The sequence below is a fragment of the Massilia sp. UYP34 genome (assembly GCF_056279385.1).
Genome location: NZ_JBWBRF010000019.1, coordinates 59792 through 70626, shown reverse-complemented (window position 1 = coordinate 70626; position 10835 = coordinate 59792). Strand labels below are relative to the sequence as shown.

The following is a 10835-nucleotide window of genomic DNA, read 5'->3' as shown; positions in this document are numbered from 1 at the left end:
CAAATATTCTTGCACGACTGCGAGCTTGAACTGCTCATCGTACTTGGTCATGAAAAACCCCCAAAAGTTGTGTCCAACTTTTGGGGGTCAGTTCATCGCTGGTCCCGTTCTTCATGCCGCGCCCGCGATCAACGCTTCTTCGGCGGCGGCAAATCGGTGCAGACGCCTTCATAGGCCTCCGCCGCCATGCCGATCGACTCGCCCAGGGTCGGGTGCGGGTGGATGGTCTTGCCGATGTCCACGCCGTCCGCGCCCATCTCGATCGCCAGCGCGATCTCGCCGATCATGTCGCCGGCATTGGTGCCGACGATGGTGCCGCCGACGATGCGGTGGGTCTCGGCATCGAACAGCAGCTTGGTGAAGCCTTCGTCGCGGCCGTTGGCGACCGCGCGGCCGCTGGCGTTCCACGGGAAGTGGCCCTTCTCGACCTTGATGCCCTTCTGTTTGGCTTCATCCTCGGTGAGGCCCACCCATGCCACTTCGGGATCGGTGTACGCGACCGACGGGATGACCTTGGCGTCGAAGTGGGTCTTCTTGTCCAGCGCCGCTTCGGCCGCCACGTGCGCCTCGTGCACCGCCTTGTGCGCCAGCATCGGCTGGCCCACCAGGTCGCCGATGGCGAAGATGTGCGGCACATTGGTGCGCATCTGGCCGTCGACCGGGATGAAGCCGCGGTCGGTCACCGTCACGCCGGCCTTGTCGGCGGCGATCTTCTTGCCGTTCGGGCTGCGGCCCACGGCCACCAGCACCAGGTCGTACAGCTGCGGTTCCGGCGCGGTGGCGCCGGCCTCGGCCGCTTCGAAGGTGACCTTGATCCCTTCCGGCAGCGCTTCCACGCCGACGGTTTTCGTTTTCAGCATGATGTTGTCGAAGCGGTGGGCGTTGAACTTCTGCCAGACCTTGACCGCCTCGCGGTCGGCGCCCTGCATCAGGCCGTCCATCATCTCGACCACGTCGATGCGCGAACCCAGCGACGAGTAGACGGTCGCCATTTCCAGGCCGATGATGCCGCCGCCGATGACCAGCATCTTCTTCGGCACCTGGCGCAGTTCCAGTGCGCCGGTCGAATCGACGATGCGCGGATCTTCCGGCACGAACGGCAAGTTGACGACCGACGAACCGGCGGCGATGATCGCCTTCTTGAACGCGACGACCTTCTTCGCGCCATCGGGACCGGTGACCTCGATGTGGTTCGGACTGAGGAACTGGCCCACGCCCTGCACCACATTGACCTTGCGCGCCTTGGCCATGAAGGCCAGGCCGCCGGTCATTTTCTTGATCACGCCATCCTTGTGCGCGCGCAGCTTGTCGATGTCGACTTGCGGCTTGGCGAAGGCCACGCCCAGGTCGGCCATGTGCGCGGTTTCATCCATGATGTGCGCCACGTGCAGCAGCGCCTTCGATGGAATGCAACCGACGTTCAGGCACACGCCGCCCAGGGCCGCGTACTTCTCGACCAGCACGGTGTTCATGCCGAGGTCGGCGGCGCGGAAGGCGGCCGAGTAGCCGCCAGGGCCGGCGCCCAGCACCATCATCTCGCATTCGATGTCGACCTGGCCGGAGTAGCTCGAGGCGTTCGGCGCCGCTGCGGCCGGCGCGGCCGGGGCAGGCGCCGGCTTGGCTGGCGCCTGCGATTCGGTCGGTGCGGCTGGTGCGGCCGCCGGCTTCTCGGCAGGCTTTTCAGCCGCGGGCGCGGCAGCGCCCGATTCCTCGACCGTCAGCAGCAGCGTGCCTTCATTGATCTTGTCGCCGACCTTGACCGAGACTTCCTTGACCACGCCCGCGTGGGTCGACGGGATCTCCATGCTGGCCTTGTCCGATTCGACGGTGACCAGGGACTGGTCGACCTTGATCGTGTCGCCCGGCTTGACCATCAGCTCGATCACTTCGACGTCCTTGAAGTCGCCGATGTTCGGGACTTTCACTTCAACAGTGCTCATCTAGGCGCTCCAATCACAGAAGGGTTTTGCGCAGGTCGGCCAGCACGTCGGCCAGGTAGGCGGAGAAGCGCGCAGCGCCGGCGCCGTCGATCACGCGGTGGTCGTACGACAGCGACATCGGCAGCATCAGGCGCGGCTGGAAGGTCGAACCGTCCCACACCGGCTTCATCGCCGACTTGGACAGGCCCAGGATCGCCAGCTCCGGCGCGTTGATGATCGGCGTGAAGTTGGTGCCGCCGATGCCGCCCAGCGACGAGATGGTGAAGGTCGCGCCCTGCATCGCGGTCGGCGGCAGCTTGCCTTCGCGCGCCTGGCCCGAGAGCTCGCCCATTTCGACGGCGATCTGCGAGATGGTCTTCTTGTCCGCGTCCTTCACGACCGGGACCACCAGGCCGTTCGGGGTGTCGGCGGCGAAGCCGATGTTGTAGTACTGCTTGGTGATCAATGCCGCGCCGTCTTCCGACAGCGACGCATTAAATTGCGGGAATTTCTTGAGCGCGGCGACGCTCGCCTTGATCACGAATGCCAGCATGGTCAGCTTGACGGCGGACTTCTGCTTGGCCAGCGCGGCGTTCGAATCGACGCGGAACTGTTCCAGGTCGGTCACGTCGGCTTCGTCGAAGTGCGTCACGTGCGGGATCATGACCCAGTTGCGATGCAGGTTCGGGCCCGAGATCTTCTTGATGCGCGACAGCGGCACGATTTCGGTCGGACCGAACTTCGAGAAGTCGAGCGACGGCCATGGCAGCAGGCTGAGGCCGCCGATGCCGGCGCCGCCACCGGCCGCAGGCGCGGCAGCCGCCGGCGCGGCCATCACGCCCTTGACGAAGTTCTGCACGTCCTGCTGGGTGATGCGGCCCTTCGGACCGGTGCCCGGCACGCGACCCAGGTCGACGCCCAGTTCGCGCGCGAACTTGCGGATTGATGGCGAGGCGTGAGCTTTCGCGCCGGTGACGCCTGGCGCGGCAGCGGCTGCTGGCGCTGGCGCCGAGGCTTGCGCCGGGGCTGGCGCAGCAGCGGGAGCGGCGGCGGGCGCAGGCGCGGCTGCGGCAGGAGCTGCGGCAGCAGGAGTGGCCGCTGAGCCGCCGGTCGCTTCCACGACCAGCACCAGCGAACCCTTGGCGACCTTGTCGCCGACCTTCACTTTCAGTTCCTTCACGACGCCGGCATGGCTCGACGGGATCTCCATGCTGGCCTTGTCCGATTCGACCGTGATCAGGGACTGGTCGACCTTGATCGTGTCGCCGACCTTGACCATCAGTTCGATGACTTCGACTTCCTTGAAGTCGCCGATGTCCGGCACGGCCACGTCGACCGGGCCGCCCGATGCGGCTGGCGCAGGCGCAGCTTCGGCGGCGGGCGCGGATTGTTCGGCGGCAGGCGCAGCGGCAGGTGCAGCGGCCGGCGCGGCTGCAGGAGCAGCGGCCGGCGCTTCGGCGCCGCCGGCTTCCTCGAGAAGCAGCACCAGCGAACCTTCGGCGACCTTGTCGCCGACCTTTATCTTGATCTCTTTCACGACGCCGGCATGGCTGGACGGGATTTCCATGCTGGCCTTGTCCGATTCGACGGTCACCAGCGACTGGTCGACCTTGATGGTGTCGCCCGGCTTGACCATCAGTTCGATGACTTCGACTTCCTTGAAGTCGCCGATATCGGGGACTTTGACTTCCACAACGCTCATAGTGTCAGCTCCAAATTTTTATTCGAGTTAGCGTCTGAGCCGTCGGCCCCGCCCAAGCGGGAACGACGGCGTCGAGCATTTACTGGGTCACCGGATTCGGCTTGTTCTGGTCGATGCCGTACTTGGCGATCGCCTGCGACACGATGGCGCGGTCGATCTTGCCTTCGTCGGCCAGGGCGCGCAGCGAAGCGACCGTGATGTAGTAGCGGTTCACCTCGAAGAACTCGCGCAGCTTGACGCGCGAATCCGAGCGGCCGAAGCCGTCGGTGCCCAGCACCTTGTAGGTGCGGTCCTTCGGCATGAAGGCGCGGATCTGCTCGGCGAACATGCGCATGTAGTCGGTGGTCGCGACGATCGGGCCGGTGGTAGCCTGCATCAGCTCGGTCACGTACGGCACGCGCTGCGGCTGCTCCGGGTTGACCATGTTCCAGCGCTCGGCGTCCTGGCCGTCGCGCGCCAGCAGGGTCAGCGAAGGCGCCGACCATACGTCGGCGGCGACGCCCCAGTCGTTCTTGAGCAGCTCGGCGGCGAACATCGACTCGCGCAGGATGGTGCCGCAGCCGATCAGCTGCACCCGATTCTGGACGTCCTTGGTGCCTTCCTGGAGCAGGTACATGCCCTTCAGGATGCCCTCTTCCTGGCCGGATTTGAGGCCCGGATGCGGGTAGTTCTCGTTCATGATGGTGATGTAGTAGAACACGTCTTCCTGTTCTTCCACCATGCGGCGCAGGCCGTCCTGGATGATGACCGCGACTTCGTGCCCGAAGGTAGGGTCATACGGCAGGCAGTTCGGCACGGTCGCGGCGATCACGTGGCTGTGGCCATCCTCGTGCTGCAGGCCTTCGCCGTTGAGCGTGGTGCGGCCGGCGGTGCCGCCCATCAGGAAGCCGCGCGCACGGATGTCGCCGGCCAGCCAGACCAGGTCGCCCACGCGCTGCATGCCGAACATCGAGTAGAAGGTGTAGAACGGGATCATCGTGCGGTTGTTCGACGAGTACGAGGTCGCCGCCGCGATCCACGAGCTCATGCCGCCCGCTTCGTTGATGCCCTCTTGCAGGATCTGGCCTGCCTTGTCTTCGCGGTAGTACATCACCTGGTCGCGGTCGACCGGCTCGTACAACTGGCCCTGCTGGTTGAAGATGCCGATCTGGCGGAACAGGCCTTCCATGCCGAAGGTACGCGATTCGTCGACCAGGATCGGCACGATGCGCTGGCCGATGCTCTCGTCCTTCAAGAGGCTGCTGATCACGCGCACGTAGGCCTGGGTCGACGAGATCTCGCGGCCCTCGGGGGTCGGCTCGAGCACGCCCTTGAACGATTCCAGCTTCGGCACCACCAGCTGCTCGTCGGCCTTCTCGCGGCGCTGCGGCAGGTAGCCACCCAGCGCCTTGCGGCGCTCGTGCAGGTACACCATCTCGGGCGCGTCGTCGGCCGGCTTGAAGAACGGGATATCGGCCAGCTTGTCGTCGGGGATGGCGATATTGAAGCGGTCGCGCATGTCGCGGATCGCCTGGTCGTCCAGCTTCTTGGTCTGGTGCGCGGTGTTGCGCGCCTCGCCCGACTTGCCCATGCCGAAGCCCTTGACGGTCTTGACCAGCAGGACGGTCGGGGAACCCTTGTTTTCTTGCGCGTTCTTGAACGCGGCGTAGATCTTGTGCGGGTCGTGGCCGCCGCGGGTCAGGCGCCAGATGTCGTCGTCGCTCATCTTCGACACCATCTCGAGCAGCTTCGGATGCTTGCCGAAGAAATGCTTGCGCACGTAGGCGCCGTCCTTGGCCTTGTAGTTCTGGTATTCGCCGTCGACGGTTTCCATCATCACGCGCTGCAGGATGCCTTCCTTGTCCTGGGCCAGCAGCGGATCCCACTGCGAGCCCCAGATCACCTTGACGACGTTCCAGCCGGCGCCGCGGAAGTCCGCTTCCAGTTCCTGGATGATCTTGCCGTTGCCGCGCACCGGGCCGTCCAGGCGCTGCAGGTTGCAGTTGACGACCATGACCAGGTTGTCCAGCCGCTCGCGCGCGGCCATGCCGATCGCGCCCATCGATTCCGGCTCGTCCATCTCGCCGTCGCCGCAGAAGACCCACACCTTGCGGTTGTCGGTCTTGGCGATGCCGCGCGCGTGCAGGTACTTCAGGAACCGCGCCTGGTAGATCGCCATCAGCGGTCCCAGGCCCATCGAGACGGTCGGGAACTGCCAGAAGTCCGGCATCAGTTTCGGGTGCGGGTACGACGACAGGCCCTTGCCGTCGACTTCGCGGCGGAAGTTGAGCAGCTGCTCTTCGGAGAGGCGCCCTTCGAGGAAGGCGCGCGCGTAGATGCCGGGCGAGGAGTGGCCCTGGATGTACAGCAGGTCGCCGCCGTGGTCTTCGGTCGGGGCGTGCCAGAAGTGGTTGAAGCCGGTGCCCAGCATGTTCGCCAGCGAAGCGAAGGACGAGATGTGGCCGCCCAGGTCGCCGTCGGCGCGGTTGGCCTTGACGACCATCGCCATCGCGTTCCAGCGCATCCACGAGCGCAGGCGCTCTTCGTATTCGAGATTGCCCGGCGAATTCTGGTTCAGGTGGGCCGGGATGGTGTTCACGTAGGCGGTATTGGCCGAGAACGGAACATGGGCGCCACGGCGGCGCGCCAGGTCCACCAGGCGCTCCATCAGGTAATGGGCGCGCTCGGGCCCTTCATGTTCGATCACCGCTTCCAGCGCATCGAGCCATTCCTTGGTCTCGATTGCGTCCGGATCATTGGCGGCTTGCGCGGTCAACTGGTCGAGTTGAGCTGACATGTTATGCGTCTCCTAGAGTGGTGCGCCCCGACCCGTCCCTGCGCAGGCTGGCGGCGAGTAGTGAATTTTCAAACTAACTTTTTGATAAACCAATGGATTCTACCAGTGGAATTCGGCATTTTCAAATTGCGATATGCGATTTCACAATGCGAAATGCAATGCTGCAGGTGCACAATTTTCATAGGGAAACACTGTACTTTGGATCAACTGATATCGTATATCGAAGCGCCTTTGGAACGGCAAAAAACCGGGGTTTCGCAGGCTGGCCGCAGGAGATTGCATGCGTGGGTCGTATAATTCTGTTTTTGCCCAGCGACGAGCCTTCACCATGCCTGCACAACTGATCGACGGAGTCCTCCTTTCCAAACAACTGCGCGAGGATATCGCCGCGCGCGCCGCCAAACTCACCGCCGCCGGCAAGCAGCCGGGTCTGGCCGTCATCCTGGTCGGCGAAGACCCGGCCAGCCAGGTCTATGTGCGCAACAAGGTGAAGGCCTGCGGCGACGTGGGCTTTCATTCGGTGCTCGAGAAATACGAGGCCGACCTCTCCGAGCAAGCCCTGCTCGAGCGCATCGCAGCATTGAACGTGGACCCGGCCATCCATGGCATCCTGGTGCAGATGCCGCTGCCGAAGCACATCGACCCGTCGAAGGTGATCGAGGCCATCTCCACCGCCAAGGACGTCGACGGCTATTCGGTGCTGTCGGCCGGCGAGCTGATGACCGGCCTGGAAGGTTTCCGCCCCTGCACCCCGTACGGCTGCATGAAGCTGATCGAAACCACCGGCATCGACCTGCGCGGCAAGCACGCCGTCGTCATCGGCCGCAGCAACACCGTTGGCAAACCAATGGGCATGCTGCTCTTGCAAGCCAACGCCACCGTGACCATATGCCATAGCGCGACTGCGGATCTGGGCTATCACACCCGCCAGGCCGACGTGATCGTGGCCGCCGTGGGCCGCCGCAATACCCTGACCGCCGACATGGTCAAGCCGGGTGCGATCGTGATCGACGTCGGCATGAACCGCGACGACGCCGGCAAGCTGTGCGGCGACGTCGATTTCGACGGCGTCAAGGAAGTGGCCGCTCACATCACCCCGGTGCCGGGTGGCGTGGGCCCGATGACGATTACCATGCTGTTGCAGAACACGGTGGAGTCGGCCGAGCGCGAACTGGCGTAGGGTCGGCGGGTTCTCCCGCCGACGCGTCGATCGCCTCCGGCTCCGATTTTCGGGATCGATGATCTCGCTGCAAACAATCACCGCGTCGGCGGCAGAGCCGCCGACCCTACGAAGGAATACGATGACGCTAGATGCCAGCAATCCCCTCCTCGACTTTTCCGGCCTGCCGCGCTTCGACGCGATCAAGCCCGAACACGTCACGCCCGCCATCGAACAGCTGATCGCGGAGGCGAACGCCGTGGTGGCGCAGCTCGAAGCCCCGGTGGTTGATGTCACCTGGGACACCCTGGCCCCGCTCGAAGACGCCAGCGAGCGCCTGGGCCGCGCCTGGGGCGTGGTCGGCCACCTGAACCACGTGGTGGACACGCCCGAGCTGCGCGCGACCTATAACGAGAACCAGCCGAAGGTCGTGGAGTTCTCCACCGCCATCGGCCAGAACGAGGCGCTGTTCGCCAAGTACAAGCAGCTGCGCAATGGCCCGCACTGGGGCAGCCTCAATCCGGTGCGCCAGCGCATCGTGGAGAACGCCCTGCGCGACTTCCGCCTCGGCGGCGCCGAACTGCCCGAAGACAAAAAGCCGCGCTTCGCCGAGATCCAGGAACAGCAGTCGCAACTGTCGACCCGCTTCTCGGAAAACGTGCTGGACGCGACCAACGACTACAAGCTGGTGGTCGAGAACGAAGCAGAACTGGCCGGCCTGCCCGATGACGTCAAGGCAGCGGCCAAGGCCGCCGCCGAACGCGACGGCAAGAGCGGCTGGCTGTTCACCCTGCACTTCCCGTCCTACTTCCCGGTGCTGCAGTTCGCTGACAACCGCGACTTGCGCGAAAAGATCTACCGCGCCAGCGCCACCAAGGCGTCGGACGCCGGCATCATGTTCACCGAAGTCGAGAAGTGGGACAACTCGTCCAACATCGTCAACCTGCTCAAGCTGCGCAACGAAGAGGCGCGCCTGCTCGACTACGGCAGCTTCGCCGACGTCTCGCTGGTGGCCAAGATGGCGCAGAGCCCGCAGCACGTGATCGAATTCCTCGAAGACCTGGCGCGCCGCGCCCGTCCGTTTGCCGAGAAAGACCTGCTCGAGCTGCGCGAGTTCGCGCGCACCGAACTTGGTATCGATGAACTCCAATCCTGGGACGTCACCTATGCGTCCGAAAAGCTGCGCGAGAAGCGCTATGCCTTCTCGGCCCAGGAAGTGAAGGAATACTTCCCCGAGCATAAGGTGCTCGAAGGCCTGTTCGGCGTGATCCGCCAGCTGTTCGAGGCCGACGTCATCCCGGAGGACGCGCCCGTGTGGCACCCGGACGTGCGCTTTTACCGCATCGAGCGCAATGGCCAGCTGGTCGGCCAGTTCTACCTCGATCCGTATGCCCGCGCCGGCAAGGCGCAGGGCGCCTGGATGAACGACGCGCGCGGCCGCCGCCTGTTGAACAGCGGCGCGGTCCAGACCCCGGTCGCCTACCTGGTCTGCAATTTCACGCCGCCGGCGCCGGTGGACGGCGTGCTGCAGCCGTCGCTGTTCACCCACGACGAAGTGACCACGCTGTTCCACGAATTCGGCCACGGCCTGCACCACATGCTGACCGAAGTCGAAGAGCTGTCGGTGGCCGGCATCTCGGGCGTCGAATGGGATGCGGTGGAGCTGCCGTCCCAGTTCATGGAAAACTTCTGCTGGGAGTGGGACAAGCTGCAGCAGATGACGGCGCATGTCAAGACCGGCGAACCGCTGCCGCGCGCGCTGTACGACAAGATGCTGGCGGCGAAGAACTTCCAGTCCGGGATGCAGACGCTGCGCCAGGTCGAGTTCTCGCTGATCGACATGCACCTGCACTACGACTTCGATCCGCACGGCCAGCAGGTGCAGGACCTGATCGACGACATCCGCCGCAACTTCGCCGTCATCACGCCGCCGTCGTTCAACCGCTTCCTGCATTCGTTCAGCCATATCTTCGCGGGCGGCTATGCGGCCGGCTACTACAGCTACAAATGGGCCGAGGTGCTGTCGAGCGACGCCTATGCCGCGTTCGAAGAAGCCGTCGAATCCGGGGCCGACCTGTTCGAGACCGGACGGCGCTTCCACCGCGAGATCCTCGCCGTGGGCGGCTCGCGTCCGGCGCTCGAATCGTTCAAGGCCTTCCGCGGCCGCGAACCCTCGATCGACGCCCTGCTGCGCCATAGCGGCATGAATGGCTGATCGTTCCAAAAATGCACCGGAGGGCGAAAGCCCTCCTCTTTTTTTAGTGATGTCATGACCCGGATCGACTTCCACACGAATATCCCCGATAAGCTGTCCTATGCCTGCCGGCTGGCGCGCAAGGCATATGGGGCGCGCGCCAAAGTCGTGGTGCTGGCAGAAAGCCTTGAGCAGGCCGAGGCATTGAATGCGGCGCTGTGGAACGTGGGGGATACCGATTTCATTCCGCACGTGCTGGCCGGCGACCCGCTGGCGCCGCAAACGCCGATCGTGATTACCGATAATGAAGACGCGGCACTGCCGCACCACGATATGCTGGTGAACCTCACGCGCCGCACGCCGAACAATTTCGCGCAATTCGCGCGCGTGTTCGAAATCATTTCGCTTGATGAAGACGATGCCGCCGAGGGACGCAAGCGCTATGTCGCATATAAAAGGCAATCCTATCCATTGACCCACTTCGTCGCAGGACAGACATGACCCAGGATCCCGTTTTCGACGCCAGCATTCCCGTATTGACCGAGGTCGTCGCCGACCCGCCGGCGGCGGCCGCGCCAGCCACTGCGGCTGCGCCTGCTGCAACTGCGCCTGCTGCGGCTGCCGCCACTGCGGCCACTGCGGCCACTGCGGCAGTCGGCGCCACGCCGCAGACGCACGGCGCCGATGCCGCGGAGTCCCCGGAAGCCCTGGAACGGCGGGCCGCCGAGCGCTGGAGCGGCGAGCAATGGAGCGTCATGGAGCGCCGCCTCACCGAACGCGTGCTGCAGCAATTGCAGGGCCGGATCGATTTCGTGCTCGAACAGCGGCTGCGCGACGGCATCGCCGAAGCGGTGGATAAAGCGATGACGGGTTTTTCGGCCGAAATTCGCACAAGCCTGCATGAATCCCTGGGCCAGGTAGTGAGCCGCGCCGTTTCGCAAGAAATTGCCCATCTCCAGACCTTGGGAAAATAATCCCGCACGCATTATCGATTTGCCATGGATTTGATTCGAAATCACCCCGCGCACGATTGTCGTTCATATTTGCCGATTAAATAGTAAAATCCCTGCGCGGCACTTCGAAAT

Annotated in this window: 7 protein-coding genes; 4 read left to right on the top strand and 3 right to left on the bottom strand. The window is 64.3% G+C overall.

Annotated elements, in window-relative coordinates; all coding sequences use genetic code 11:
* Positions 1 to 128: 128 nt before the first annotated feature.
* The 3 genes from lpdA to aceE form a co-directional block, all read right to left on the bottom strand.
* Positions 129 to 1940: a dihydrolipoyl dehydrogenase gene (lpdA, locus tag ACZ9AQ_RS20640; protein WP_429206560.1), complete on the bottom strand. Its 1812-nt coding sequence runs from the start codon at positions 1938 to 1940 to the stop codon at positions 129 to 131.
* Positions 1941 to 1953: 13 nt separating this feature from the next.
* Positions 1954 to 3621, bottom strand: coding sequence for a dihydrolipoyllysine-residue acetyltransferase (aceF, locus tag ACZ9AQ_RS20635; RefSeq protein ID WP_429206561.1), 1668 nt, complete (start codon positions 3619 to 3621; stop codon positions 1954 to 1956).
* Positions 3622 to 3700: 79 nt separating this feature from the next.
* Complete coding sequence (aceE, locus tag ACZ9AQ_RS20630; RefSeq protein ID WP_429206562.1) at positions 3701 to 6397, bottom strand: pyruvate dehydrogenase (acetyl-transferring), homodimeric type; 2697 nt, start codon at positions 6395 to 6397, stop codon at positions 3701 to 3703.
* A gap of 328 nt (positions 6398 to 6725) precedes the next feature.
* On the opposite strand from aceE, the gene folD reads away from it, so the two are divergent.
* The 4 genes from folD to ACZ9AQ_RS20610 all read left to right on the top strand — a co-directional run bounded on the left by folD (position 6726) and on the right by ACZ9AQ_RS20610 (position 10724).
* Positions 6726 to 7577: a bifunctional methylenetetrahydrofolate dehydrogenase/methenyltetrahydrofolate cyclohydrolase FolD gene (gene folD / locus ACZ9AQ_RS20625; protein ID WP_429206563.1), complete on the top strand. Its 852-nt coding sequence runs from the start codon at positions 6726 to 6728 to the stop codon at positions 7575 to 7577.
* A 121-nt stretch (positions 7578 to 7698) separates the two neighbouring features.
* Positions 7699 to 9771, top strand: coding sequence for a M3 family metallopeptidase (locus ACZ9AQ_RS20620; protein ID WP_429206564.1), 2073 nt, complete (start codon positions 7699 to 7701; stop codon positions 9769 to 9771).
* Positions 9772 to 9825: 54 nt separating this feature from the next.
* Positions 9826 to 10251: a DNA polymerase III subunit chi gene (locus tag ACZ9AQ_RS20615; RefSeq protein WP_429206565.1), complete on the top strand. Its 426-nt coding sequence runs from the start codon at positions 9826 to 9828 to the stop codon at positions 10249 to 10251.
* Entirely contained in the window at positions 10248 to 10724 is a 477-nt protein-coding gene (locus ACZ9AQ_RS20610; RefSeq protein WP_429206566.1) for a hypothetical protein, read from the top strand. Before ACZ9AQ_RS20615 ends, ACZ9AQ_RS20610 begins: the two co-directional genes overlap by 4 nt.
* Positions 10725 to 10835 lie beyond the last annotated feature (111 nt).